This is a genomic window from Gammaproteobacteria bacterium (assembly GCA_016716465.1).
Taxonomy (GTDB): Bacteria; Pseudomonadota; Gammaproteobacteria; order SZUA-140; family SZUA-140; genus JADJWH01.
This window is the reverse complement of the sequence record JADJWH010000001.1, coordinates 559,728-585,325: the sequence shown is the minus strand read 5'-3', so window position 1 is coordinate 585,325 and position 25,598 is coordinate 559,728. Positions and strand designations below refer to the sequence as shown.

Genomic DNA, 25,598 nt, shown 5'->3' with positions numbered 1-25,598 from the left:
GCGGGTGGCCCCGTCCCCGGGAATTGTTTGAGCTACCTGGTCGATTCTGGTATAAATACGCGTTTATTTTTTTCAGGAGAGCATCTGGATGGCGGTCGCAAAGAGCAAACCGGCAGCAGGCAAGGCGAAACCCAAGGCGAAGAAGGCAGCCCCCGCGGCCGCCCCGGCGAAGAAGAAACCCGCCGCGAAAGCCCCGGTGAAGGCCGCCGCCAAGACGCCGGCAAAGAAATCCGCTGCCGCCGCCCCTGCCCCGGCGAAGAAAAAGGCGCCGGCCGCCCCGCGCAAGGCTTCCGCGCAAGGCGCCACCCAGCTTCCGTACCTCGGCGTCGAGCCCTATCAGGAAAAGAAGGGCGAGGCGTACATGAACCCGAACCAGGTCGTCCATTTCCGCAAGATCCTCAACACGTGGAAATCGATGCTGATCGAGGAGATGGAGCGCACCGTCGTGCACATGCGCGACGAGGCCGCCAACTTCCCCGACCCGAACGACCGCGCCAGCCAGGAATCGGACTTCGCGCTCGAGCTGCGCACGCGCGACCGCGAGCGCAAGCTGATCAAGAAGATCGACGAGTCGCTGCGCGCGCTCGAGAACAACGAATACGGCTACTGCGAGGTCTGCGGCGTCGAGATCGGCATCCGCCGCCTCGAGGCGCGCCCCACCGCCAACCTGTGCATCGACTGCAAGACGCTGGACGAAATCCGCGAGCGCCAGATCAAGGGTTAGTAGATAGGTACGGCCGAGCAGCCCCGGTAGCGGGGACGGACTTAAGTCTGTCCCCTGTCCCCCCCCCCCCCCCCCCCCCCCCCCCCCCCCCCCCCCCCCCCCCCCCCCCCCCCCCCCCCCCCTTCCCTTTATCCGCCTGAGGGGGGACAGACTTAAGTCTGTCCCCCTTTTTGGGACGATTCAAATCCGTCCCCAACAACTCCCCGGGCGCCCCCTTTCTCGGTTCAGGCTTGTCTGCCCTGCCCCCGGTCGCTATCCTGTCCCAAGGGTCGCCCGGAGCGCACCGTTCCGGCGCATGGCCCGTCCTCCATCACCTTATCAGAAGGCAGGCCATGTCCAGCTCCGATATCGATTCCATCCTGATCGAAAACCGTCAGTTCGAGCCCCCGGCTGCCTTCGCCGCCGCCGCGCGCATCGACGCCAAGGCACTCGCCGCGATGCATCGCGCGGCCGAGAAGGACCACGCCGGTTTCTGGGCCGCGCTGGCGCAGACCGAACTCGACTGGCACACACCGTTCACGAAGACGCTGGACGAAAGCCGCGCGCCGCACTACCGCTGGTTCCACGACGGCACGCTGAATGTCTCGCACAACTGCCTCGACCGCCACCTCGCGATGGACGGCGACAAGACCGCCATCGTCTTCGAGGGCGAGAAAGGCGACACCCGAAAACTCACCTACGCCGAACTGCACCGCGAGACCTGCCGCGCCGCCAACGTGCTGAAGCAGCTCGGCGTCATCAAGGGCGACCGCGTCATCATCTACATGCCGATGGTGCCCGAGGCCGTCATCGCGATGCAGGCCTGCGCGCGCATCGGCGCGATCCACTCGGTCGTGTTCGGCGGCTTCTCCGCCAACGCGCTGAAGGACCGCATCGAGGACGCCGGCGCGAAGCTGGTCATCACCGCCGACGGCGGCCACCGCGCCGGCAAGATCATCGCGCTGAAGGCCGCCGCCGACGCGGCGATCGAACACTCGGCGGTGAAACCGGAACACGTGCTGGTGCTGAGGCGCACCGGCGAGGCCATCCCGATGAAGCCCGGGCGCGATATCTGGTGGCACGAGGCCGTCGCCGCCGACACCTGCGAACCGGCCTGGGTCGAGGCCGAACACCCGCTGTACATCCTCTACACCTCCGGCTCCACCGGCAAACCCAAGGGCATCCAGCATTCCAGCGCCGGTTACCTGCTCGGCGCCATCACCACGATGAAGTGGGTGTTCGACCACCGTGCCGACGACATCTTCTGGTGCACCGCCGATGTCGGCTGGGTCACCGGCCACACCTACGTCGCCTACGGCCCGCTCGCCGTCGGCGGCACCATCATGATGTACGAGGGCGCGCCCACCGTGCCCGATGCCGGCCGCTTCTGGGCCGTGTGCCAGCGCCACGGCGTCACCGTGTTCTACACCGCGCCGACGGCGATCCGCGCGCTGATGAAATTCGGCGAGGAGATCCCGGCGCGCTACGACCTGTCCCGCCTGCGCCTGCTCGGCACCGTCGGCGAGCCGATCAACCCCGAGGCCTGGATGTGGTACCACAAGGTCATCGGCAAGGAGCGCTGCCCGATCGTCGATACCTGGTGGCAGACCGAGACCGGCGCCAACATGATCGCGCCGATCCCCGGCGCGACCGCCACCAAGCCCGGCTCCTGTACCCAGCCCCTGCCCGGCATCGTGGCCGACATCGTCGACGATCACGGCGATCCGGTCACGCAGCCCGACAAGGGCGGCTACCTCGTCATCAAAAAGCCGTGGCCGTCGATGCTGCGCACGATCTGGGGCGACGACCAGCGCTACATCGACACCTACTGGGCCAAGTTCGACAACCGCTATTACGTCGCCGGCGACAGCGCGCGCCGCGACAAGGACGGCTGCTTCTGGATCATGGGCCGCATCGACGACGTGCTGAACGTCTCCGGCCACCGCCTCGGCACGATGGAAGTCGAGTCCGCGCTGGTCGCGCACCCGAAGGTCGCCGAGGCCGCCGTCGTCGGCCGCCCCGACCCGATCAAGGGCGAAGGCATCTTCGCCTATGTGGTGCTGAAGGGCGACCGCCCCGCCCTCGGCAGCGACAAGCCCCTGCAGGACGAACTGCGCGCCTGGGTCGCCGAACAGATCGGCCCGATCGCCCGACCCGACGAGATCCGCTTCTCCGACAACCTGCCGAAGACGCGCTCAGGCAAGATCATGCGCCGCCTGCTGCGCAACATCGCGCGCGGCGAAGAGATCACCCAGGATACGTCGACGCTGGAGAATGAGGGAATATTGCAGCAGTTGAGGGGGAAGGAGTAAGGGATAGGATGGGAGCCATTTATCCTGGAGGGAGACCGTGAACAAAAAAATTATCTCGATAACACTATTAGCTTTGGCACTGATGTCGGTAAATGTTAGTTATGGATTAGATGATTTAGTTGGTAGTTCATTTACATGTGAAAATACAACCTATACTTTTTTCCCAGATAATAAATTTACGCTTGTATTTGCGCTAAGTAATTTAAGATCAGAAGTGGAAACGATTTCATATGCATATGATGGAAAAATACTTGAGCTGAATTATTACGCGAAAGGAACAAAAAATCCCATTCAGCTGAAATATGATGCACTTTATCTTCCAAATAAGAAAAAATTGATTTTAGATGATGGAAGTAAACAAGTGATTTGTATTGAGAAGTAATATTGATAAAGAGCCTACTTTAGGCTTAGCTCATTATACTCATCATGGTTTCTGGCCGGTTTTTAGTAAACCATATTGAGGGCATCTTGTATGAGCCTAAGTCACCCCTCAAAAAAGTTGTGGCGTATATACCGGGCGAGATAAAGAAAAAACATTTGGCACTGCCACGCGAAGTCTAGGAATAACAGAAGATAGACCTCGTTTTCAGTGCTTTCCAGGAAAAAGGGGTCAAAGCCATTTTCTAAACTGCTCGTTCTTACTGGCAATACTATCTGGCAATAAAGAATAGGGCTTTGACCCTTTCTGGTTACTTAATCAGGGCTTCCCTAAAATTAATTATCGTAAAGGCAAATATGAACAAATATAAACTACTTACTCTCGTTATTTATGTAATGACAATATCAGGGTGTGCGGCAACGCTCTACGATGAGCCGACTCAATATGATCCAAAAAAAGTTGAAGAGTATATTAGTTCTATGGATCGGAGATTCGGCACTCTTGGATTCTACGGTCTACACCTTGGCATGACGTACGATGATGTTAACGCAGTCATAGCCAACACACCGTGGTTCTATCTTTCAGCAAGTGTATATACTAAAGATGATCCGCAATTTAAGGAATTTAATGTCCTTTATGGAGCAGGTAATATTGGCTGCGAAGGATCTGATGGACGAGGTGATTGCTACAAAGTTCAATCAGCATCGATAAGATTTTTCGATGGAAAGCTTGTAATGATTGCTATAAACAGCCCGCCCTATACAGCAGATTATATTGATCTTAAGGTGAAGGAATGGGGCGCATTCGCCTTGAAGGGCTTAGTAAATAAATATGGTAACCCTTCAAATACATACCTAACCATCAATGACGTAAACATACTTTCATTTAGAAGTGGATACTTTACCAGCTTATACGAGTGGAACTTTGATCAAGAAGCTATACAGTTAGGTATCGAAGAATCTGAATCAAAATTCTCAAGTGTAGTCCAATTTTCTAATTTAGAGGGTTTGGCAAAAATTAGCGAAGAAAAGTCCAAAGGAGTAACAAATTTTTAAAGCAAGAAAGGGCTCAAAGCCTGAGGTTTCCCCACATCATGTCGTAGCTCAAGTGATTTCTGCAAGTTGCTCGCACAGCCAAGAGCGGGATTGCGCGAGAGGTACGGAGAGTCGCATAAAAGGGGACAGACTACGTTTTTCTTCTCCCAGAAAAATAAAGAAAAGGGGTCAAAGCCCTTTACCGAACAGAGCAACCCGACGGGTAAGGCTATCCCACCACATCAAGCTTTTTTGGCCGCCCGCGTACCGACTGGCCCACGGCCCTACCCAGGGCGGCTTCGATCTTCTCACGGAATCGATCATTTCCAAGCGGCGTACCCGTATGGGTCGCTGCGCGTATTTCGTCATTAAGCGCGGGATCATCCCGCCCTTTGAACAACCCCCGATACGCCCGTTGCCGCGCCTCAGCGTCATCCCCCAGTGCCGTGTAGACCGGATGCGGCTGGGTAAGCCTGTCCACCGTTCCAAGGGCATTGCAATGATAGCTCGACCAGCGATAATCCGCCGGCGATTCCACCATGCCGGCGCGCAGCGGATTCAGTTCGATGTAACACATGCAGATCATTAGATAGCGATCCGAGTCCACCAGACAGCCTTTGTACCGCCCCTCCCACAAACTGCCCGTCCGGCGGTAGCTGTGGTTGATGTATCGCACATACCTCGCCCCAAGCCACTGCATCATCAGGGCCAAGCTGTTCTGGCAAGCCGGCGTCGCCAGCAGGTGCACATGGTTGGTCATCAGAACCCACGCGTGCACTGCCACGCGATAGCGTCGACTGGCCTCGCCCAGGTCGCTCAGGTAAGCCTGATAATCGGCACTGTCAAAGAAGGCGGGTTCGCGGTTATTGCCACGCTGAATAAGGTGCACGGGCACGCCCGGCAGATGGAAACGAGGCTTTCTCGGCATATCGGCATCCTTGCCAGATGATGTCGGATAGAGTGTGCCACAACGCCCGCGATTGTGTTAGGGGTTGAAGAAAAGGGCTTTGACCCCTTTCCTAGTAGTGAGTGAGTAGTGTAAGTAGAGTGGGTCAGACGGCAGGACTCAGTCGCCGTCTTCATTCTCCATCGCCAGTTGCGACTTGAGCTTATAGGCATCGATGTCGAAGTCGGTGCTGTCCGAGACCGCGGCCAGTACTCGGGGCGTGACGCGCTCCCGCTCCTCCTCGGTCTCGAACGTTGAAAAGTTGGCCGCGGCCGCTTCGGCGAACAGCTGCTCCGTCAACCGTGCTGCCCGCGCCTCATGGCTCTCGAGGTCATGATTGGCGCCGGGAGGGATGTTTTCCTCGATCCAGTTCTGGGCCCACCTCAGGAAGCGATTGCTCATGACTACCACCCCTCTCCTGCGTTGTATTCAGGGCCAGTGCTCGGCCCGCTGTTTGATGTGAGTATACGCCGGGAGTTTTTGTGGCGCATCCGTTGGGTTTGGCCTGCTTGGCATGGCGGTTTAATGGAGGGGACAGATTGGAAATCTGTCACCTCTTGCTGTCTGCCCAGGCATGGGGACAGATTTGAAATCTGTCCCCATCTATTTCGGGGAGGGGACGGACTTAAGTCCGTCCCCGGATGGCGCGAACACGGGGACGGATTGTGAAATCCGTCCCCTACCCTTGGTGGCTTAATCCAGCGTCCGCTTGTAGAACCGCAGGCCCAGTCCCAGCACCGCCCCCATGAACGCGAGGATCGGCCACAGTTGTGGCCACAGGGCGGTCAGGGTGTCGCCCTTCAGCAGGATGCCGCGCACGAGCTGCAGGAAGTGGGTCAGCGGCAGAACGTTGCCGATGACCTGGGCCCACTCGGGCATGCCGCGGAACGGGAACATGAAGCCGGACAGCAGGATTGAGGGCAGGAAGAAGAAGAACGTCATCTGCATGGCCTGGAGCTGGTTGCGGGCGATGGAGCTGAAGGTGATGCCGAGCGTCAGGTTGGCGGCGATGAACACCAGCACCACGCCGTACAACAGCAGCAGGCTGCCCTGCATCGGGACCGCGAAGATGAAGCGCGCCGCGAGCAGGATCAGCGACACCTGGATCAGGCCGATCAGGATGTAGGGCACGATCTTGCCGGTCATGACCTCGATCGGCAGCGCCGGCGTCGCGAGCAGGTTCTCGAAGGTGCCGCGCTCGCGCTCGCGCGTCATCGCCAGGCCCGTCATCAGGATCATCGTCATGGTCAGGATCACGCCGAGCAGGCCGGGCACGATGTTGTAGGCGGTGATGCCCTCGGGGTTGTAGCGGCGCTGTACGCGCAGGTCGACCGGAAGGTTCTTCGGCGCGATATCCGCGAGGACGCCCTTGAGGTCGTGCGCCAGCGCGGTCGCGGCGATACCGTTCAGCGCGCCGAGTGCGTTGGCGGTCGCCGAGGGGTCGGTCGCGTCCGCCTCCAGCAGCAGCGCCGGGCGCTCGCCGCGCATCAGGCCGCGCTCGAAGCCGGGCGGGATGGTCAGCGCGAACTGGATCTCCCCCGCCGCGAACAGGGCGTCGATCTCCGCCTCGCTCTCCGCCTGGCGCACGACCCGGAAGTACTCGCTCACCTGCAGCGCCCCGACCAGCGTGCGCGCGATCTGGCTGTTGTCCTGCGACAGCACCGCGGTCGGCAGCGATTTGGGATCGGAGTTGATGGCGAAGCCGAACAGCAGCAGTTGCAGCACCGGGATGCCGACGATCATGCCGAAGGTCAGGCGGTCGCGCCGGAGCTGGATGAATTCCTTCACCATGATGCCGGTCCAGCGGCGCAATGAAAAGCCGTCGAGCCTCATCGGCCGTCCTGACTGTCCATCAGGTGGATGAAGACGTCTTCCAGCGTCGGCTGGCTGCGCTCCCAGTGCCAACGCGGATCGGCGCGGAAGCGCTCGGTGGCGGACTCCAGCGCGGCGGTCTCCACACCCGCCACGTGCAGCGTGGTGCCGAAGGGCGTGACCTGGGCGATACCGGGCAGGCCGCGCAACTGCCGCTCCAGCTCCGCGAGTCCGCGCCCGGACACGGTCCAGGTCTCCAGCGGCGAGCCCGCGATCACCTCGTCCAGGGTGCCGGCGGACAGCAGCGTGCCGTAGGAGATGTAGGCGAGCCGATGGCAACGCTCGGCCTCGTCCATGTAATGGGTCGAGACCAGCACCGAGATGCCGCGGGCGGCGAGCGCGTGGATCTCCTCCCAGAAGTCGCGCCGCGCCTTGGGATCGACGCCCGCGGTCGGTTCGTCGAGCAGCAGCAGCTTCGGGTCGTGCATCATGCAGGCCGCCAGCGCGAGGCGCTGCTTCCAGCCGCCCGACAGCGTGCCCGCGATCTGGTCCTGGCGCGACGCGAGCCCGAGGTGCTCCAGCGTGCGCTGTACCGCCGCGCGGCGGCCGGACATGCCGTACATGCGCGCGATGAAGTCGAGGTTCTCGCGGATCGTCAGGTCCTCCCACAGCGAGAAGCGCTGCGTCATGTAGCCGACCTCGCGCTTGATGGCGCGGGTCTGGCGCACGACGTCGTACCCGAGGCAGGTGCCGCTGCCGCTGTCGGGGGTGAGCAGGCCGCACAGCATGCGGATCGAGGTGGTCTTGCCGCTGCCGTTCGGGCCGAGGAAGCCGAAGATCTCGCCGGGCCTCACCTGCAGCGAGAAGTCTTTCACCACATGCTTGTCGCCGAAGTGCTTGTTGAGCCCGCGCACGTCGATGGCGAGCGTCTCGCTCACAGGCGGACGTCCACCGGTTGCCCCGGCTTCAGGCGCGCGGCGTCGGCGGCGGCCGGCCGCGCCTCGATCATGAACACCAGCTTGGCGCGCGACTCGCGGCTGTAGATCACCGGCGGCGTGAATTCGGCGGCGGGCGAGACGTAGCTGACGGCGGCATCGAGCACGGCGCCGCAGCCGTCGCAACTGACCTTGACGCCCTGGCCGACGCGCAGGCCGCCGACCACCGTCTCCGGGACATAGAAACGCAGCTTGATGTTGGCGGGTGGCAGCAGGCTGACCACCGGCTTGCCGGCCGGCACCCACTCGCCGGCGACGAAGAAGGTGTCATGGACCAGCCCGGCCTCCGGGGCCTTGCGCGACTTCTGCGCCAGCCGCCACTCGGCCTGCTCGAGCGCGGCCTGCGCGGCATCGACCTCGGCGCGCGCCGCCTCGATCTCGCCCGCGCGCCCCAGGCTTTCGGTGGCCAGCTTCAGGCGCGCCTTCGCCTCGTCGACCTGCGCCTGCGCGCTCGCCAGCGCGGTCTCGTCCGCGTCGACGCGATCCGGTGCGATGTATTTCTTCGCCAGCAGCTCGCGGTCGCGCTTCAACTGGATCTCGGCCAGCTTGCGCGCGGCCTCGGCCTGCTCCGCCGCCGCGCGCAGCGCGTCGATCTCGGGCGAGCGCAGCCCCTTGTCGAGATTGCCGAGCCGGGCCTGCGCGAGCCGCAGCTGCGCCTCGGCCTGCTGGCGCCCCGCCGCCTCGTTGCGCCGCTCGAGCGCGAACAGCGGCATGCCCGTCTCCACCGCCTCGCCGCGCTGCACCGCCAGTTCCTCCAGCACGCCCGCCTCGGGCGAGGCCACCAACACGTAATCGCCCTCGGCGTAGCCCTGATAGACATCGACAGGTTCGCCGTCGCAGGCGGACAGGGTGAATAGCGCGGCGAGAATGATGAAGGTACGTTTCATGGCGACATCAACCGGTGGTTATGGGGACGGATTTCAAATCCGTCCCCTGAATGGCCAGGATTATCCTCTCACACAAATCCTCTCTGGGGACGGACTTAAGTCCGTCCCCATACAGTACCGTAAATCCATCCCCTGAATCGCCAGGCCCGGGGACCAGGTTTGGGGACAGATTTGAAATCTGTCCCCATCTATCTCGTTAAGTCCGTTCCCATACAGTGCCCCCCTGACTGACTGGGCCAGTCTCTCATAAGGGGACGGACTTAAGTCCGTCCCCATACTGAGGCCTAGGGACAGATTTGAAATCTGTCCCCATCCGCTTTACTCAGCAGCAGCGGCGCATGCCGCTCCATTTCTCGTCCTGCCAGCGGCGGAAGAATTCGGCGCGCGTGAGCAGCGGCGCTTCGGGATGATGGGTCGCGTGATGGGCGAGATAGCGTTCGTAGGCGTCGTCGCCGGAGAGCTGTCGTATCGCGCGCCAGAAAGTGCGCGCCCGCGATCGAACCACATCGGTAACGCGCCGCAGATAATGTAGCCCGGATAGAGGCGCGGAGCGCCGGAATCCGGGGGAGGTGTCCCGCTTTCCCGGATTCCGCTTCGCTCCATCCGGGCTACATTGCGATTGGCAGGCGCGATGCTCTGCGTTCGACATGATTCAATCCCTCACGAAGTCCTCGGCCAGGCGGCTCGGGATATGGGGCGATTCGGAGAGCGGCGGGCACGGCTTGCCGGCGAGGTGGCGGTAGCACACCTTCAGCATATCGAGCACGATCACCCATAGCAGGATGGCGAAGAACAGCGCGATCCAGGCGTCGAGCTTCAGGTTGAAGATCAGTTGCGGCGCGACCGCGGCCCGCTCCGGCGACAGCAGGCCGGCGGCGAGCTTGTCGGACAGGTCGCCGGCCGCGGCGAAGAAGCCGATGCGCACATCCGGGCTGGTGACTTTGATCCAGACCGCCGAGGTGGTGATCGTGACCAGCCAGGCGAGCGGCAGCGCGGTGATCCAGGCGTATTTGAAGCGTCCCGACTTGACCAGGATGCCGGTCGCCACGCACAGCGCGATCGCCGCCAGGATCTGGTTGGAGATGCCGAACAGCGGCCACAGGATGTTGACCCCGCCGTTGGGGTCGATCACGCCGATGTAGAGGAAATAGCCCCAGGCGGCGACGATCGCCCCGCTGGTCAGGATCACCGAGGGATACCACGAGGTCTGCCCGAGGCGCGGCGACAGGTTGCCGAGCAGGTCCTGCAGCATGAAGCGGCCGACGCGGGTGCCGGCGTCCAGCGTGGTCAGGATGAACACCGCCTCGAACATGATGGCGAAGTGGTACCACATGGCGAGCAGGCCCTGGCCGAAGACGCTGGCGAAGATGCTCGCCATGCCGACCGCCAGCGAGGGCGCGCCGCCGGTGCGCGCGAACAGCGTCGCCTCGCCCATCTCGCGCGCCAGTTCCTCCATCTGCTCCACCGTCACCGGGAAGCCCCACGAGGAGATCTTCGCCACCGCGTCGGCCGCCGACGCGCCAACCACGCCGGCCGGGCTGTTGATGGCGAAGAACACGCCCGGGTCGAGCACCGTGGCGGCGATCAGCGCCATGATCGCGACGAAGGATTCCAGCACCATGCCGCCGTAGCCGATCATGCGGATATCGCGCTCGTTGGCGAGCAGCTTGGGCGTGGTGCCGGAGGCGATCAGCGAATGGAAGCCCGAGATCGCGCCGCAGGCGATGGTGATGAAGACGAAGGGGAACAGCGTGCCGCCGAAGATCGGACCGGTGCCGTCGACGAAGCGGGTCAGCGCCGGCATCCGGATCTCGGGGTTCAGGATCACGATGGCGAACGCGAGCAGCAGCACCGTGCCGAGCTTCATGAAGGTGGACAGGTAATCGCGCGGCGTCAGCAGCATCCACACCGGCAGCACGGCGGCGGCGAAGCCGTAGAGGATCACGGCCCAGGCGAGCGGCAGCCCCTCGTGGTCGAACAGCCCGCGCAGCGCCGGGCTGTGGTCGACCCAGCCGCCGGCCACGACGGCGAGCAGCAGCAGCGCGAGACCGATCACCGAGGCCTCCAGCACGCGGCCGGGCCGCAGGCTGCGCATGTAGAAGCCGATGACCAGCGCGATCGGGATGGTCGCGGCGACGGTCGAGGTCGCCCACGGACTGTGCTTCATCGCGTTCACAACCACCAGCCCCAGCACCGCGATCAGGATGATCATGATCATCATGGTCGCGATCAGCGCCGCCGCGCCGCCGATCACGCCCAGTTCGTCGCGCGCCATCTGGCCCAGGCTGCGCCCGTTGCGGCGCGTCGAGAAGAACAGGATCATCATGTCCTGCACGCAGCCGCCCAGCACCGCGCCGACCAGGATCCACAGCGTGCCCGGCAGGTAGCCGAACTGCGCGGCCAGCGTCGGGCCGACCAGCGGCCCGGGTCCGGCGATGGCGGCGAAGTGGTGGCCGAACACGATCCAGCGCGAGGTGGGCACGAAGTCGCGGCCGTTGTTGAAGCGTTCCGCCGGCGTGGCGCGCGTCTCGTCGAAGGCGAGCACCTTGGCCGCGATCCAGGCCGCGTAGAAACGATAGGCCAGCGCGTAGACGCACACCGCCGCGACGATCAGCCACAAGGCGTTGACCGTCTCGCCGCGATTGAGGGCAATGCCCCCCACCGCCGCCGCGCCGGCCACGGCGACCAGCAGCCAGAGAATGTGCTTAACCCATGGATTCATCAGGAAAGACCCGGAATTTTTTGGGCTCCAGTATACCGGGGACCCATGCCCGAGTCGAAACCGCGATCTCGACAGGAATGGGGGCGGACTTAAGTCCGTCTCCTTTCTGTACCGACACGTCCCGACGGGGACAGATTTCAAATCTGTCCCCTTTCTGGATTCTCGACGGGACAGAGTTATCAATCTGTCCCCATTAAATCGTCCCAATTAAATCGCGACAGGTGGGAATCCGGGGAAGGCGCCTCCCGGATTCCGCTGCGCTCCATCCGGGCTACATTCCCTGTACGGGGACGGACTTAAGTCCGTCCCCCGTTGCTGCACCGCTCCCTCCCGACGGGGACAGATTTCAAATCTGTCCCCGTTACCACGGAGTACTACGCATCCCGTTGCCGCTGCTCAGCCCTTGGCCCTTGACCGCCGGTGCCGCAGGTACTCGATGACGCCGGGCAGGATGGACACGAAGATGATGCCGAAGATGAAGAAGGTCAGGTTCTGTTTGACCACCGGCAGGTCGCCGAACAGGTAGCCGGCGCCGGCGAACAGCACGACCCAGAGCACCGCGCCGACGACGTTATAGGCAAGGAAGCGCCCATAGGACATGCTCCCGACTCCCGCCACGAACGGGGCGAAGGTGCGGACGATGGGGATGAAGCGGGCCAGGATGATGGTCTTGCCGCCGTGGCGCTCGTAGAACTGGTGGGTCCGTTCCAGGTGGCGGCGCTTGAACAGCAGCGAGTCGTCGCGCCGGAACACGGCGGGGCCGACGCGGCTACCGATCCAGTAGTTCACGCTGTCGCCCAGGATCGCCGCGACGATCAGGCCCGGGATGACCCAGCCGATCTCCAGCAACCCGGCGCCGGCCAGCGTGCCAACGACGAACAGCAGGGAATCGCCGGGCAGGAACGGCGTCACGACCAGCCCGGTCTCGCAGAACACGATCAGAAACAGGATGCCGTAGACCCAGGCGCCGTAGTTGGCGATCAGGGTCTCGAGGTGGCGGTCAAGGTGCAGCAGGATGTCTGCGAAGGCGGTGATCCATTCCATGACGACAGCGGGTTCCCCTCTACGACTTCACCTGCCACTTCTGCGGAATCGGGGACGGATTTCAAATCCGTCCCCTTTACAACTGTTACCGGGGACAGATTGAAATCTGTCCCCTCGGGTAATCCGGGGACGGACTTAAGTCCGTCCCCGTGCCCTACGTCCCCTTGCTCGAAAGCCGAATTTAAATCCGTCTCCTGACCCGTTGGCCGTGGATCATAACCGAGTTACCGGTTAAAATCCCGGACTTTTACGCGGCCTCGCCGCGCGGACGATTATCGGATGCGAGCATTCAGACCCATGAGCAGACACGCGGCGGCGGGACCGGGCCATGATCGTTGACGGACTGCTGCTGATCAAGGCGATCCTGCTCGGCATCATCGAGGGCATGACCGAGTTCCTGCCGGTCTCCTCCACCGGGCACCTCATCATCTTCGGCGACCTGCTCGGCTTCACCGGCGACAGCGCGAAGACCTTCGAGATCTTCATCCAGCTCGGCTCGATCCTCGGCGTGCTGTGGCTGTACCGCCACAAGGTGATCGGCGTCGCGCGCACGCTCGACCAGCCGGCCTCGCAGCGTTTCGTGCTCAACCTGTTCATCGCCTTCATGCCCGCCGCGGTCGTCGGCCTGCTGTTCCACGGCGCGATCAAGGAATATCTTTTCAATCCGACCAGCGTGGCCGGCGCGCTCGTCGTCGGCGGCATCCTGATCCTGGTCATCGAGCGCCGCCGCACGCCGCCGCGCATCCACACCGCGGACGACCTCCGCCCGCTCGACGCCTTCAAGGTCGGGCTCGCGCAGTGCTGCGCCCTCTATCCCGGCGTGTCACGCTCCGGCGCCACCATCATGGGCGGCCTGCTCGCCGGGCTCTCGCGCACGGCGGCGACCGAGTTCTCGTTCTTCCTCGCCATCCCGACCATGTTCGCGGCCACGCTGTACGAACTGTACAAGAGCCGCGACCTGCTCCACGCGAGCGACGTACCGGTCTTCGCCGCCGGTTTCATCGCCGCCTTCCTGACCGCGATGGCGGTGGTGAAGCTCTTCCTCGCCTACGTCGCCAGGCACGACTTCACCGCCTTCGCATACTACCGCATCGGCTTCGGCATCCTGGTGCTGGCGTATTTCTGGTGACGATGGCAGCAGCTGTCCACGACACCCGGGGACGGACTTGGGTGGATAACTCGGGGACAGATTTGTAAAGTGGTTACTTGGGGACGGACTTAAGTCCGTCCCCCTCCTAATTACCCCGGATTCCGGCGCTTCGCGCCTCCATCCAGGCTACGAGTCAACTGCAGCCCGGATGAAGCGTAGCGGAATCCGGGGAACGTGACACGGGGACAGATTGGAAAATCTGTCCCCTGCCGCAGCGGTCGCTCGTATAACCCGGGGACAGATTTGTAAAGTGGTTACTTGGGGACGGACTTCAGTCCGTCCCCCTTCCAATGACCCCCGATTTCGCCCCATCAGGCAGACCAAAGGCCCGGATGAGCGCGCGAATCCGGGGTGCACGGGGACAGATTTGTAAATCTGTCCCCTACTACATTTGATGTCCGTCCCCTTCCTAAGAGCGCGAGCGCAGCAGGCGGAGGAACCTCCAGCCGGCGAGGAGGCGGCCTGACCAGAGCAGCCGCTTGTGATGCGGCGCGCGCAACAGCACCAGCGCGGCGGCCGCAACGAAGGCGGGCACCAGCGGCGCCGAGCGCACCAGCGTGACCGCGCGATCCACCCAGCGCAGGCTCCGCTGCAGACGCTCGCCATGAAAGGCCATCTCGCTGCGCTGCGCGGCGGACAGCACCACCAGGGTCTCCCGCCGCAGGCGCAGATATTCCTTGCGGGCATTCATCCTTCGGACGTCAACTGCTTGCGGTCCCTGCCGAGTTCACCGAGCGTAGCGGCGAACAGGCGCGACCGCGTGGCCAGAATACGGCGCACGCGCATGGCGGCGCCGATGCCGAGGACCAGATACAGGGCCGTGATGCCGGTCAGCACCGGCAACCGATAGGTATCCCAGAACAGGACCACCACCAGCAGCGTCAGCAGCAGCACGCCGACCCCGAGGAAAAACAGACCGACCAGCGCGTACAACAGGAGCTCGCGCAGCCGGACGCCCTCCTCCTCCAGTTCGACGGAGAGCAGTTCCAGCCGCGTCTGCAGGATCTCGATTCCGGTCGCCACCAGCCGGCGCAGCGAAACCAGCAGCCCGCTGCCACGACCGGACGCCGTCGCGCCCGCGTCTTCCTCCATGGACTCAGCGCCTGCCGGCGAGCAGTCCGAGCAGGAAGGCCACGCCGCCGACGACCGCGATGGACTGCCAGGGCCGCTCATGCACCAGGTCGTCGGTCGCCTTCGCCGCCGTCCTGGCGCGCTCCACTAGATCGTCCTCCATCTCGCTCAGCTTGCGCCGCACCTCGCGCAGGTTATCCTCCGCCCGGGCGCGCACCGCGCTGATCTTCTCGCCGGTCTGACCCGCGGTGGCCTTGAGCAGCTCTTCCGCATCGTGGACTACAGCCTTGAGGTCATCCATCAGACGTTCTTTCGCTGTCCTGGTGTCGCTGGCCATGATTCGCTCCTTTTTCTTGAGGTGGTACGTCCAAAAATTGTAAGGCTTTTCGTGTCATCAATGCCACCCCGATTCGGGCGGATCGCATTCGCGATATGCCGGGGTCTTGAAAAATCCCGATCAGCCACGATATCTCTGTCAGCATTGTCGCCCTGCGAACCCGGGGGCCCGATGCGCGTCGCGCTGAGAGAACAAATCGCCCAGCGCGGCGTCCAAGCCATGACGGTGACCGACCTGTGGCGGATGCGGTCTCCGTAACGCGCCAGGCTCGCGTCTTAATCAGATCATCCGATACACGCACAACCCAGGAGGTCATCATGTCCCTGCATATAGGCGATACGGCACCCGATTTCAGCGCGCAAACCACCGAGGGTACGATCCATTTCCACCAATGGATCGGCGACGGCTGGGCCATACTGTTCTCGCATCCCAAGGATTTCACGCCGGTGTGCACCACCGAGCTCGGCTACATGGCCGGGCTCAAGAAAGAATTCGACAAGCGCAATTGCAAGATCGTCGGGCTGAGCATCGACCCGGTAGCCAACCACGCGGACTGGGCGAAGGACATCGAGGAAACCCAGGGGCACAAGGTGAACTATCCGATGATCGGCGATACCGACCTGAAGGTGGCGAAGCTCTACGACATGATCCACCCGAACGCCAGCGGCACCGCGAAGGACCGCAGCGCTGTCGACAACGCCACCGTGCGCACCGTGTTCCTGATCGGCCCGGACAAGCTGATCAAGGCGATGTTCACCTATCCGATGAGCACGGGCCGCAACTTCGACGAGGTCCTGCGCGTGCTCGACTCGGTGCAGCTCACGGCGAAGCACAAGGTCGCGACCCCGGTGAACTGGCGGCCCGGCAACGACGTCATCATCCCGCCCTCCGTCTCGGACGCGGAGGCCAAGGAGAAATTCCCCGGCGGCTGGAAGGCGCTGAAGCCCTATCTGCGCATCGTCCCGCAGCCGAAGTAGGCGACGCACACCGCATCACATCCCCACTCAGGCGCCGCAAGGCGCCTTTTTTTAACTCCCGCCACCCGCAGAAATACTCTCAGATATGCGATATATCAAACTGTTTTCATGGAAATTCCAACGACAACTCCGCCCAGACAATAATCACGTGTCGACGGCGCACGCGCCCGACAGCCAAGAACTGTGTCGGCCACCCTATTTCCCTTCAGTTCGCAAGGCGTATACTGGGTCTACAACAAACATAACCCGATGAGGTGTCGACACACAGGAGATTTCGCCATGCCCATTGCCCGCTCCCTCGAGCACTATATGACACGGGAGGGCTTGCACTTTGACGTTGTCGTCCACCCGCATACGAAGACCAGCATGGAGACCGCGCAAGCGGCTCACGTCCCCGGCGATGCGATCGCCAAGGCCGTGATCCTCGAAGACGAGGACGGCTATCTGATGGCCGTCATACCCGCCACCCATCACATCGAACTGGGCATCCTGCGCAAGGAACTGGGACGCCCGCTGCGCCTGGCCGCGGAAGAGGACCTGGCCCATCTCTTCGACGACTGCGCCATCGGCGCGATCCCGCCGATCGGCAAGATCTATGGACTGCCGACTGTCGTGGACGAGGTGCTGTCCGGACGCCCGAACCTCTATCTCGAAGCGGGCGATCACGAAGAACTGATCCGCCTGGACGGCGGTGAATTCGACTTCCTGTTCTCAGGCGCCCGGCGCGGATGCTTCAGCCGCCATGTCTGAGCCCTGTCAGAAAATCTGCGTAGATAAACAAGGAGAACCGCCATGAGCAAGGAAAAAAAAGGCTCGACCATCGACCCGGGGCAGTATGACGAGGCCCGGGGCCACCTGAAGGAGGCCTTCGAACACATGCTCGCCGCCGGGCGCAGCGTGCGCGAATTCAGCGAATTCACGCTGGAAAAATTCGGCGACGCCTACCTTCCCCATCTGCGCCGCTTTCTGACCGAGGTGGGCCAGGGGCGCATCAAGATCGAGCGCGCCGGGGAATCGGCGAGGACCGCCCTGTTCGGGACCCGGGTAACCCTGGAACAACGCCTGGAGATGATCCGTCTCGCCGCCTATGTGCGGGCCGAGCGACGCGGCTTCGTCGGGGGCTCGCCCGAGGAGGACTGGCTCGAGGCCGAGCGCGAGATCGACGCGCAACTGGCGCGGGAAGCGGGTCTGGTCACCCGGGGCCAGAAGGCATTCGCCTCCGCCCTGTCCACCCTGGAAAAGGAATTCGGCAACCTGAAGACCACGATCGCGGACTGGGTCGAAAAGACCGCTGTTCCCGCCGTGAAGGCGCGCAAGCGAGAGGCGCCGGAAACGTCCGCGGCCCGGGCCAAGGCGCCCGCCCCCGCCACCCGCCGGCGCGGCCACAAGACGCCCGCGCGCGACACGGCACCGACAATCTGATATAACTTGAGCGCGAACGCCGCTGCCCGTGCAGCGGTGCTTCGTTTCTTTCCGAGCAGTCGAGCAGTACAGCAGTCCAGTTGCAGTAGTTGCACCGAAATCAGTTCGATGTCCACGAGGCGGATCACCGCCTCATGATCAATTGAAATGATAGGAGGGTAACAACATGCATCCCGCGTTTTTCATGGTACTCGGCACCGGCGGCGTCCTGATCCTGGCCTTCGTGGTAGCGGCATTCTCCACGGCCTGAGCCGCATCGCAAGACCCGAAACGCTCGAAAAAATCACCCATCAGAACGGTTAACCTTCGACCCCGCCTACCGGCGGGGTCTCTTTACCCCCGCGCAGCCATCCCTGCAGGACGGGCCACATCCGTGCAGCCCTCCCCCTCCTCCCCCCCCGGGGACCGTGGTTGTCGCGTCCCCCGGCCTCCCCCCGGAAGGGGGGCCGGGTTTGGCTGGCGGCCCACGGGGGCGGCCCCCCGGGGGAGGTGGTGAGGAGGGTGGTGTGGTCTGATACCCTTCCTCCCGCCCCCCGCGCCCCGGCCCCCCCCCCCCCCCGCGCCCCCCCGCAGCGCGGCCCGGGAGGGGGCCCCGTGGCGGCCGTCGCCTCCTGTTCGACTCCGTCTGACACGGTAAAACGAATTGCTCATTGAATCAGATCGCCGATTCCGATTCAATCGCGGGCGAATACCTGATGGCGGCGCTCGGAATTCGGTGCAATATTTCGTGCAGCAATCTTTCAGTAATCTCTCGGGGACAGATTTATAAATCTGTCCCCATCCCCCCGGTGAAAATCTGCCCCCGCACCCCGACCCCAAATGCCGCCGCGGTGATGCGCGGGAAGGCGTGGCGCGGAACCCAGGATGAGGCCGAAAGCGGCCATTTACTGTTTCGCCACGCCGCCTTCCCAGGCCAGGATCGCGCGCTTGCGCTCCACGCCCCAGCGATAGCCGCCCATCGCGCCCGTCTCACGGATCACGCGGTGACACGGGATCAGATACGCGATGGAGTTTCCGCCCACCGCGGCCCCCACGGCGCGCGCCGCCCCGGGTGCGCCGATCGCCGCGGCCAGCCGCCCGTAGCTGACCAGCGCGCCCGGCGGTATCCGCAACAGGGCGCGCCACACCCGCACCTGAAAGGCCGTGCCGCGTACCAGCGCGCGCAGGGCCGGAGGCCCGGCGGTATCTCCATTGCGGGCGAAGACGCGCGCGGCAAGGGCGCCCGCGGCATCGTCGTCACGCCGCAGGCGAGCCCCGGGCCAGTCCGCGCGCAGGCTGTCCCATGCCTGCCCCTCTTCTCCGGCGCCGACGAAGGACAGATGACAGAGTCCGCGCGGACTCTCGCCGATCAGCGCCTTGCCAAAGGGGGTTTCGGCAAAACCGCCCGTGAGGGTCCAGCCCGCACCGCCGGACTTGATCTCGCCCGGCGAGGCGGCCTCGAGCGAGACGCACAGATCGTGCAGACGCCCGGGACCGGACAGTCCCGCCGCGATGGCGGTCTCCAGCACGCCTTCACCCGCACGCAGGGTCGCACGGGCACGTTCCAGCGTGAGGCATTGGAGAAAATCCTTCGGGGTAACCGCCGCCCAGCGCGTGAACAGGCGGTGAAAATGGAACGGACTCAGTCCCGCGCGCCCCGCCAATGCCGCGAGGTCGGGCTGCTCGGCCTGGTGCGTGTCGAGATAGCGGATGATCCGGGCAATGCGTTCGTAATCATGCATGGGCGCATTCTGCCACGACGGCGCGTCCGCCCCCACCCGATTCTTGCGGCGCGGCGCGCCCGGCCGCCTAGTCGAGCGGGATGCGGTCCTTGTTCCGCGCCAGCCATTGCGCGAAGGTCTGCAGTTCGGGATTCAGCGCGCGCGAGGCGGCGAGGCCGCGGGCGCCGCAGAATTCCGTCTCGAAATCGTGCTTGAACTGGAACATATTGCCGAGGTCGTCCGCACCGGGGAAACCGAGCGCGCGATACTGTTCGGGCGTGATGGCGACGTACTGCACTTCCCGTCCCAACGCCTCGCCCAGCGCCGCGGCCATCTGTCCGCCCGTGAGATGCTCGCCCGCGATACCGACGGTCCGGCCGATCTGGTCACGCCCGCGCCTGAAGATGCCGTAGGCGCATTTGCCGATATCCGCCGCCGCGATGCCGGGCAGCTTTTTGTCCCCCATCGGCAGCGTGAAGACGAGCCGGCCGTCCGGCCCCGGCTTCGGCCCCATGCCGAAGTGGATCAGATTGTCCCAGTAGAACGAGGTGAGCAGATAGGTCGTCGGCACGCCCGCGGCGGCGAACCACTGGTTCGCCTCGCCCTTGGCGTCGAAATGCGGGACCTTGTACTTATCCATCAGGGTCGGCATGCGCTCGTCACCGAGCGGCACCCAGTTGCGCGTGTCCTCCAGCGTCGACCAGACGACGTGGGCGACGCCGGCGCGCCGCGCCGCGTTGGCCATGGCCTGCGCCTCGGCCAGTTCCTTCGCGGGCGAGTAATGATCCCAGAAGAAGGTGACGCAGTAGGCGCCGTGCGCACCCTGGAACGCGCGTTCCAGACTCTCCCGGTCATCCACGTCCGCGGCCACGACCTCGGCGCCCAGGGCCTGCAGCGCCTTCGCCTTGTCCGAACCGGTGTCGCGCGTCAGCGCGCGCACGGCGAACCCGCCGCCGGGATCCGCCAGGATGGCGCGCACCAACCCGCCGCCCTGCGCACCGGTGGCGCCGACCACCGCGATGATCTTCCTGTCCGCCATAAGGGCCCCCTTCGCATGCCAATGGGGACAGTATACTTAAAAACCCGCCGCCACGAATTCCCGTGCCCCAAAGCCATTGAAATGCTGCAATGACTGCGCGGCAGTCATATTCCTATGCCGACCATGCCTTCGAGGGCCAGTTTATCGCCAATGCAATTCATGCTAGTTTCGCCGGATCGTCCCAGCCCGGCCGGAGCCTGCATGAACCGCGACAACGATGCCCTGAGCGATCATCGGATCGATTACTATGCCGGCATCGCGCTGCTGGTCGTGCTGGTCCTGGGGTGTTACTTCGTATTGCGCCCGTTCCTGTCGGCGGTGCTGCTGGCCGCGATACTGTCTTCTTCGACCTGGCCGGTATACTGCCGCATCGAACGCGCCGTGGGAGGCCACTCCGGATTGGCCAGTGCAATCATGGTGGCGATCGTGACCGGCGTCCTGATCGTGCCGCTGGTCGTGGTCGGCATCAGCCTGACGGACGATATCCGGTCGGTGATCGAGATGGCCCGGCACCTGCTGACCGAAGGCCCGCCCAGCCCGCCGGACTGGGTGCTCAAGATCCCCATGGTGGGCTCGACGCTCCACGAGCGCTGGCAGGAAATGGCCGGCAGCGGCACGCGCCTGACCGAGGAGCTGATCAGGTACCTCGCGCCGCTGCGCGAATGGGGACTGAGCGTCGCCGCCGCGCTCGGCGAGGGCATCCTGTATCTCTCACTCAGCGTCTTCATCTCGTTCTTCATCTACCGCGACAGCAGCACATTGCCCATCCGCGTGCAGGGGGTGCTCGCCCGCGTCGGCGGCAAGCGCGGCGCGGCCATGCTCCGCATCGCCGACAGCACCATCAAGAGCGTGATCTACGGAATCATCGGCACCGCGATTGCCCAGGGATTCCTCGCCGGCGTCGGCATGTTCATCGCGGGCGTGCCCAGCGCGCTGCTGCTGGGCGCCCTGACATGCGTCCTCGCGCTTGCGCCATTCGGCTCCTCCGTCGCCTGGGCCGTGGCCGCCGTCTGGCTGTTCCAGCAGAACGAAGTCGGCTCGGCCATCTTCCTCGTCGTCTGGGGACTGCTCGTGGTCAGCACGATCGATAACTTTCTCAAGCCCTACTTCATCAGCAAGGGCAGCAAACTGCCCTTCATCCTGGTGTTTCTCGGCGGCCTGGGCGGCGTGCTCGCCTTCGGTTTTCTCGGCATCTTCATCGGCCCGACCCTGCTCGCGATCGCCTACACGATATTCCAGGATATCGAACGCTCGCAGATCGATGCGGGAAACACCTCCGCGCCCTGATTCGGGGTTTCATTCCCGCGATACGGGAAAGGCTAGCGCTTCGTGCCGTTGCCGAACAGCATCTCCAGACCGAGGACGAGCTGCAGGTCGGGGTGGTAGTCGGTTTCGACCGGGTAGTGCACCTGTGGGCTGATCTCGCCGAACAGCCAGTCGTGATGCAAGCGGTGACGGTAGCGCACCAGGACGACATACTCCTCCATTTGCGTCACCGGCTGGGTGGTGCCGAGACCGCTGATCGTGTAAAGCAGCGCGCGGCGGGTGTCCAGTGTCTGGTAGAGGGACAGGTCCTGGCGCACGGTGAAACTCCTGTCGTCGTTCAGCCAGGTTGCGTTCGTGCTGGAGCGGAACAGCAGTTCCGGGGCGTAGGCGCGCTCGATATCCAGCCGCGTGGTCTCGCCCGGGCCGATGGTGCGGAACCAGAACAGCGTTTCCGTCAGCTTGAAGCGCCACAGCCCGTACATCAGGTCGCCGCTGCCGCGCAGGCGGGTGTAGGGATCCAGGCCGGAGCGCAGCCGGACGCCGATGTCGGTGCTGAAATCCCAGCGGTCATCCCGCTCCTTCTGGTAGCGCAGCGCGGCGGCATAACTGTCGGGCGAGGTGATCTGCCCGGTCGGCACCGGGCCCTCCGGATCGATCGCGCCGGTGGCAACCTCCTCGGGATCGGTCTCCACCAGCAGGTGCAGGCGCTTCTCGGTCTGCGGCAGCGCCAGCTTCGCCCGGCCGGAAAAGGACGTGCGATGGTCGCCGCCCTCGTCGATCAGCTGGGTGAAGTCCAGTTGCACGATGCTCTTGTTCGTCTCCTGAAAACTGCGGTCGTCGCCGAAAAAGCGGTCCAGACTCCCGGCATAGTCCGCCACCTTGTCCGACCAGTATTCGTGGGCCGGATTCAGGATATCGAAGATGCTCTGCCCTTCGCCGACTTCGATCGGCGGCTCCTCGGCCGGGGCGAGGGCCGGCGTCAGCGCGAGCATGGCGACCAGCAGCGGGAGACCGCCGCAGCGTCGTGCTACGGGATGGGAATCGATGATCGGTGAACCTGGCGGAATCAGGGCGTGCTTACAGCGGGAATGGTCGGGGTGACGTGCATGGCGCATAATCTTAGCACGCGCCGCGCGAATCGTAAGCACGCCCGCGCCGGGACGGCATCGGGTACAGCGGCGCACTCAGGATTTCAGGTAATCCCGCAGCGCCCGCGCGTTGTTGTGCTCGTCGTCCTTCGCCGCATACAGCAGCGTTGCGCGGCGCCGCCCGATCGCCTTGCGCAGCATGGCCACCTGTTCCGGATTGCGGTCGAGCTCCGCGAAATAGCGGTGGCGGAACTCCACCCAGCGTTCCGGTTCGTGACCGAACCAGCGCCGCAGCTCCGCCGAGGGGGCGATCTCCTTGAACCAGTGGTCGACAGCGGCCTTGTCCCGGCTTAGCCCGCGCGGCCACAGGCGGTCCACCAGGATACGCACGCCGTCGCCCGCGTCCGGCGCATCATAGACACGCTTGATGTTCAATGCCACGCACACCCCCGCGCCGAATATTTGGGGTCAGAGTAAAAACATCAAGGCGGGCGGACGACGATTCATGGAACCGGCAAGATGTTTTTACTCTGACCCCAACTATTGTGAATATCAGGCAGGTTTTCCCGGGCGACTTGCAGTACGGAGATGGTCAAGGCTCCATTCGCCGCCACCCGCGCAGGCGAGATAGAGGAACGTGAAACACCACGTCACGGCCAGCTCGCCACCGTTCAGCAGCGGCCAGAAGGCCTGCGGCGCATGGGCGATGAAATAGGCGAAGGCCATCTCGCCCGAGAGCAGGAATGCGACCGGACGGGTGAACAGGCCCAGCAGAATCAGCAGGCCGCCGAACACCTCCAGCACGCCGGCAAGACCCATCATCGAATAGAGCTCGAACGGCTGATGCTGCGGCGCGGGAAAGCCGAACATCTTCGTGGTGCCGTGCTGAATGAACAGAAACGCGGTCACGATGCGCAGGACGCTCAGTACGCGAGGTTTCCAGCTGTCCAGAAAAGTGTCCATCTCGAGGCTCCTTCTCACGCGCGGTGAGGCAGAAAGTGAGGCGGCATGGCGTCATCCTTCACAGGCGGACGGGTCATGCGCAGGTCCGGCGGGCAATCGGACGGCACTTGATCGTTCGTATCTTCCGACCCGCCGCGTCCGCATCAAATGATACGCCCTTCCCGGGGGAACGAAAGTTTTTCGCCGGTTGCCTTGCGTAATATCCCTGAAAATTGAGAAGGAATGCCGGTCCTGATGCAAAACAGGGCAAAGATGAACAGGAAAACTGCCATCCCCGCGCAGGCGGGGATCCCCTCGTTGCACGGCTGATACAACGCGGCCCCGGAACTGCCTCCTGCGCACCACCCTATTCCGGGATTTCGGCCTCGACCAGCTTGCCGAGCAGGATGAGCGACTCCTGCCAGCCCAGATAACAGGCCTCGGGCGGGATGACGGCAGGAATGCCCTCCTGCACGATGTTCATCTCCGTGCCGACGGTAACCGGTTTCAGGCTCACCGTCGTCTGCATCTCGCCAGGCAGGTTGGGATCGTCGAAGCGGTCCGTGTAGCGGATGCGGGTATGGGGCGCCAGTTCGAGGTACGTCCCGCCGAAGGAGTGGCTGTTGCCGGTGGTGAAGTTCGTGAACGACATCCTGAAACTTCCGCCCACCTTCACGTCCATGTGATGGACCCGGCAGGTGAAGCCGTTCGGCGGCAGCCATTTCGCCATCGCATCGGCATCGAGAAACGCCCGGTAGATCCGTTCCGGGGTTGCGCGCAGGACGCGGTGAAGGTGGACGCTGCTAGTGCCGGCGGTGCTCGTCGTCATGAGGATGCCCTCCCGGGTTGATCCGAACCCGTCCCGCCCGGATGGACATCGCCCGCGCGGAACACCTGGCCTTCAACGCCGCCGATCAAGCATCGACCGCGACGAAGTCATAGTGACCGTTCTGAACCAGCAGGTAAACCGATTTCCCGCTGCCGGGATTGGCCAGACGATGCCTCACGCCCGGCGCCACCTCATGCCGTTGTCCCGGACGCAAGGTGATGGCGCTGGCGTCTACGCCGACCTCCAGCCGCACCTCGCCCCTCAGACCGAAAACGGTCTCCATGGCCCGGGAATGATAATGCCACGGCGACACCTCGCCGGCCTCCAGCTCGATGGAGGCCACGCGCGCATCGTCGGTTCGTATCAGCTCTTCGCGCTTCATGGGGACAGTATACTCAATCAGGCTCCACCCGATCCCGATGGGGAGTTAAGCGTACTTTCCCCGCATCATACGATCGGCAGATAGACATCCGTGATCGCCTCGCTGTCCCGGACATTCGGCCCGACGTTGACGTAGTGGAAGATCGGCGGATGACCGGAGGGCAGCTCTCCACTCGCGGGAAGCCATTCCTCATACAGATAGAGCGCCGCCTGGTTGTTCCGGCGCGAACCGATATCACGCGCCAGCGCGCAGCGCAGGGCCGGAATGACCCGCTGGATGATGCCGTGGGCGTTTTCCCCGACGTCCTCTTCGATGGAAAGACAGAAATCCACGCGATACCGCTCCGGCGGTGTGGACCGGGGATCCGAATAGTGCACGCCGTAGCTCCGGTATCTCGCCTGGTCGAGAAATCCCCGCTCCAGCCGCCACGCAATCAATCGTGACAGGGTGTGATATTCGTCCGCAGGCGCGCCCAGATGCGTGATAGAGGCCACCCTGGTCTCGGGAAAGGTCACGATACTCACTTCCATAAACGCATCCCTCACTAATGCCGGGACAGCA

General features: G+C 63.5%; 28 protein-coding genes. 9 read left to right on the top strand and 19 right to left on the bottom strand.

Annotation, left to right across the window (positions count from 1 at the left end; translation table 11 throughout):
- The first annotated feature begins 88 nt into the window (after positions 1-88).
- The 4 genes from dksA to IPM20_02730 all read left to right on the top strand — a co-directional run bounded on the left by dksA (position 89) and on the right by IPM20_02730 (position 4,449).
- Complete coding sequence (dksA, locus tag IPM20_02745) at positions 89-724, top strand: RNA polymerase-binding protein DksA (GenBank protein MBK9130552.1); 636 nt, start codon at positions 89-91, stop codon at positions 722-724.
- Positions 725-1,056: 332 nt separating this feature from the next.
- A complete protein-coding gene (gene acs, locus IPM20_02740) occupies positions 1,057-3,015 on the top strand; it encodes an acetate--CoA ligase (GenBank protein MBK9130551.1) in 1,959 nt (652 codons plus the stop codon).
- 37 nt (positions 3,016-3,052) lie between these two features.
- Entirely contained in the window at positions 3,053-3,397 is a 345-nt protein-coding gene (locus tag IPM20_02735) for a hypothetical protein (GenBank protein ID MBK9130550.1), read from the top strand.
- Between the two features lie 353 nt (positions 3,398-3,750).
- The gene (locus IPM20_02730; GenBank protein ID MBK9130549.1) at positions 3,751-4,449 is read left to right on the top strand and encodes a hypothetical protein; all 699 of its coding nucleotides are present in this window, start codon (positions 3,751-3,753) and stop codon (positions 4,447-4,449) included.
- Between the two features lie 208 nt (positions 4,450-4,657).
- Here the strand turns inward: IPM20_02730 and IPM20_02725 are convergent, their stop codons facing one another.
- The 8 genes from IPM20_02725 to IPM20_02690 all read right to left on the bottom strand — a co-directional run bounded on the left by IPM20_02725 (position 4,658) and on the right by IPM20_02690 (position 12,834).
- The gene (locus IPM20_02725; GenBank protein MBK9130548.1) at positions 4,658-5,356 is read right to left on the bottom strand and encodes a transposase; all 699 of its coding nucleotides are present in this window, start codon (positions 5,354-5,356) and stop codon (positions 4,658-4,660) included.
- Positions 5,357-5,494: 138 nt separating this feature from the next.
- Positions 5,495-5,776, bottom strand: a complete 282-nt coding sequence (locus tag IPM20_02720; GenBank protein ID MBK9130547.1) for a DUF768 domain-containing protein — start codon at positions 5,774-5,776, stop codon at positions 5,495-5,497.
- Positions 5,777-6,067: 291 nt separating this feature from the next.
- Entirely contained in the window at positions 6,068-7,207 is a 1,140-nt protein-coding gene (locus IPM20_02715; protein MBK9130546.1) for an ABC transporter permease, read from the bottom strand.
- Positions 7,204-8,124, bottom strand: coding sequence for an ABC transporter ATP-binding protein (locus tag IPM20_02710; GenBank protein ID MBK9130545.1), 921 nt, complete (start codon positions 8,122-8,124; stop codon positions 7,204-7,206). Before IPM20_02710 ends, IPM20_02715 begins: the two co-directional genes overlap by 4 nt.
- Positions 8,121-9,068, bottom strand: coding sequence for an HlyD family efflux transporter periplasmic adaptor subunit (locus tag IPM20_02705; GenBank protein ID MBK9130544.1), 948 nt, complete (start codon positions 9,066-9,068; stop codon positions 8,121-8,123). Before IPM20_02705 ends, IPM20_02710 begins: the two co-directional genes overlap by 4 nt.
- Before the next feature lie 322 nt (positions 9,069-9,390).
- On the bottom strand, positions 9,391-9,717 hold the full coding sequence (locus tag IPM20_02700) for a YbdD/YjiX family protein (GenBank protein ID MBK9130543.1): 327 nt from the start codon (positions 9,715-9,717) through the stop codon (positions 9,391-9,393).
- Between the two features lie 3 nt (positions 9,718-9,720).
- The gene (locus IPM20_02695) at positions 9,721-11,790 is read right to left on the bottom strand and encodes a carbon starvation protein A (GenBank protein ID MBK9130542.1); all 2,070 of its coding nucleotides are present in this window, start codon (positions 11,788-11,790) and stop codon (positions 9,721-9,723) included.
- A gap of 396 nt (positions 11,791-12,186) precedes the next feature.
- Positions 12,187-12,834, bottom strand: a complete 648-nt coding sequence (locus IPM20_02690) for a DedA family protein (protein ID MBK9130541.1) — start codon at positions 12,832-12,834, stop codon at positions 12,187-12,189.
- Between the two features lie 328 nt (positions 12,835-13,162).
- On the opposite strand from IPM20_02690, the gene IPM20_02685 reads away from it, so the two are divergent.
- Positions 13,163-13,963, top strand: a complete 801-nt coding sequence (locus tag IPM20_02685; GenBank protein ID MBK9130540.1) for an undecaprenyl-diphosphate phosphatase — start codon at positions 13,163-13,165, stop codon at positions 13,961-13,963.
- Positions 13,964-14,393: 430 nt separating this feature from the next.
- Here the strand turns inward: IPM20_02685 and IPM20_02680 are convergent, their stop codons facing one another.
- The 3 genes from IPM20_02680 to IPM20_02670 are packed head-to-tail and all read right to left on the bottom strand — an operon-like array spanning position 14,394 to position 15,392.
- Entirely contained in the window at positions 14,394-14,675 is a 282-nt protein-coding gene (locus tag IPM20_02680; GenBank protein ID MBK9130539.1) for a hypothetical protein, read from the bottom strand.
- Positions 14,672-15,076, bottom strand: a complete 405-nt coding sequence (locus IPM20_02675) for a phage holin family protein (GenBank protein ID MBK9130538.1) — start codon at positions 15,074-15,076, stop codon at positions 14,672-14,674. The genes IPM20_02680 and IPM20_02675 overlap by 4 nt, the downstream gene beginning before the upstream one ends.
- A gap of 4 nt (positions 15,077-15,080) precedes the next feature.
- Positions 15,081-15,392, bottom strand: coding sequence for a DUF883 domain-containing protein (locus IPM20_02670; GenBank protein ID MBK9130537.1), 312 nt, complete (start codon positions 15,390-15,392; stop codon positions 15,081-15,083).
- Positions 15,393-15,709: 317 nt separating this feature from the next.
- Between IPM20_02670 and IPM20_02665 the strand changes: the two genes are divergently transcribed.
- The 3 genes from IPM20_02665 (at position 15,710) to IPM20_02655 (ending at position 17,791) form a co-directional block, all read left to right on the top strand.
- Positions 15,710-16,369, top strand: a complete 660-nt coding sequence (locus IPM20_02665; GenBank protein MBK9130536.1) for a peroxiredoxin — start codon at positions 15,710-15,712, stop codon at positions 16,367-16,369.
- 279 nt (positions 16,370-16,648) lie between these two features.
- Positions 16,649-17,119, top strand: a complete 471-nt coding sequence (locus tag IPM20_02660) for a YbaK/EbsC family protein (GenBank protein ID MBK9130535.1) — start codon at positions 16,649-16,651, stop codon at positions 17,117-17,119.
- Positions 17,120-17,437: 318 nt separating this feature from the next.
- A complete protein-coding gene (locus IPM20_02655; protein ID MBK9130534.1) occupies positions 17,438-17,791 on the top strand; it encodes a DUF2934 domain-containing protein in 354 nt (117 codons plus the stop codon).
- A gap of 884 nt (positions 17,792-18,675) precedes the next feature.
- Here the strand turns inward: IPM20_02655 and IPM20_02650 are convergent.
- Both IPM20_02650 and IPM20_02645 read right to left on the bottom strand, forming a co-directional pair.
- Complete coding sequence (locus tag IPM20_02650) at positions 18,676-19,512, bottom strand: methylated-DNA--[protein]-cysteine S-methyltransferase (GenBank protein MBK9130533.1); 837 nt, start codon at positions 19,510-19,512, stop codon at positions 18,676-18,678.
- Positions 19,513-19,579: 67 nt separating this feature from the next.
- Entirely contained in the window at positions 19,580-20,530 is a 951-nt protein-coding gene (locus IPM20_02645) for an NmrA/HSCARG family protein (protein MBK9130532.1), read from the bottom strand.
- Between the two features lie 201 nt (positions 20,531-20,731).
- Between IPM20_02645 and IPM20_02640 the strand changes: the two genes are divergently transcribed.
- On the top strand, positions 20,732-21,817 hold the full coding sequence (locus tag IPM20_02640; GenBank protein MBK9130531.1) for an AI-2E family transporter: 1,086 nt from the start codon (positions 20,732-20,734) through the stop codon (positions 21,815-21,817).
- Between the two features lie 32 nt (positions 21,818-21,849).
- Here the strand turns inward: IPM20_02640 and IPM20_02635 are convergent, their stop codons facing one another.
- From IPM20_02635 to IPM20_02610, 6 genes are all read right to left on the bottom strand, one after another.
- Positions 21,850-22,911 (bottom strand): hypothetical protein, encoded by a 1,062-nt coding sequence (locus tag IPM20_02635; GenBank protein ID MBK9130530.1) that lies wholly within the window; start codon positions 22,909-22,911, stop codon positions 21,850-21,852.
- A 69-nt stretch (positions 22,912-22,980) separates the two neighbouring features.
- Positions 22,981-23,325, bottom strand: coding sequence for a DUF488 family protein (locus IPM20_02630; GenBank protein ID MBK9130529.1), 345 nt, complete (start codon positions 23,323-23,325; stop codon positions 22,981-22,983).
- A gap of 111 nt (positions 23,326-23,436) precedes the next feature.
- On the bottom strand, positions 23,437-23,847 hold the full coding sequence (locus IPM20_02625) for a DoxX family protein (GenBank protein ID MBK9130528.1): 411 nt from the start codon (positions 23,845-23,847) through the stop codon (positions 23,437-23,439).
- Between the two features lie 346 nt (positions 23,848-24,193).
- The gene (locus tag IPM20_02620; protein ID MBK9130527.1) at positions 24,194-24,655 is read right to left on the bottom strand and encodes an SRPBCC family protein; all 462 of its coding nucleotides are present in this window, start codon (positions 24,653-24,655) and stop codon (positions 24,194-24,196) included.
- 85 nt (positions 24,656-24,740) lie between these two features.
- Positions 24,741-25,037 carry a cupin domain-containing protein gene (locus IPM20_02615; GenBank protein MBK9130526.1) on the bottom strand — a complete coding sequence of 99 codons (297 nt, stop codon included), beginning with the start codon at positions 25,035-25,037 and terminating at the stop codon, positions 24,741-24,743.
- A 65-nt stretch (positions 25,038-25,102) separates the two neighbouring features.
- Complete coding sequence (locus IPM20_02610) at positions 25,103-25,567, bottom strand: GyrI-like domain-containing protein (GenBank protein MBK9130525.1); 465 nt, start codon at positions 25,565-25,567, stop codon at positions 25,103-25,105.
- Positions 25,568-25,598: the final 31 nt, after the last annotated feature.